Source organism: Desulfobulbus alkaliphilus, assembly GCF_016918545.1.
GTDB lineage: Bacteria > Desulfobacterota > Desulfobulbia > Desulfobulbales > Desulfobulbaceae > Desulfobulbus > Desulfobulbus alkaliphilus.
Genome location: NZ_JAFFQC010000291.1, coordinates 1 through 431, shown reverse-complemented (window position 1 = coordinate 431; position 431 = coordinate 1). Strand labels below are relative to the sequence as shown.

General features: G+C 70.5%; 2 pseudogenes. Both read right to left on the bottom strand.

From position 1 onward, the window contains the following. Positions 1 to 278, bottom strand: a pseudogene (locus JWG43_RS20950) (hypothetical protein); the annotation flags it as partial. Between the two features lies 1 nt (position 279). Beyond that, positions 280 to 431 (bottom strand): annotated as a pseudogene (locus JWG43_RS20945) (EmrA/EmrK family multidrug efflux transporter periplasmic adaptor subunit); the annotation flags it as partial.

Genomic DNA, 431 nt, shown 5'->3' with positions numbered 1-431 from the left:
GTGATCACCCACGTCCCCTGCGTCGGCGAGATCGCCAGCCCGCCGGCGATATGCGGCACCGAGACGTTGGCGATCGTCGTGTCGAGCACGACGACGAAGTTCGCCAGCGCCAGCGCCACCCCGGCGAGCAGCAGCTTGCCGCCGCTCAACGGTGTCGGTTCGGAGTCCGCGCCGGAAGCCGTGGCCGGAGTGCTGCCGGCGCCGGAGCCGGAAGAGCCGGGGGAGCCGGAAGAGCCGGGGGAGCCGGAAGAGCCGGGGGAGGCGATCGCGTCCGCCATGCTACTTGTCGCGCGTGTCGATGACGGCGTCCATCGTCAGCCCGACGCGCAGCGGATGCGCCTGCAGGTCCTTTGGATCGATCACGATCCTGACCGGCAGGCGCTGCACCACCTTGACCCAGTTGCCCGTCGCGTTCTGCGCCGGGATCAACG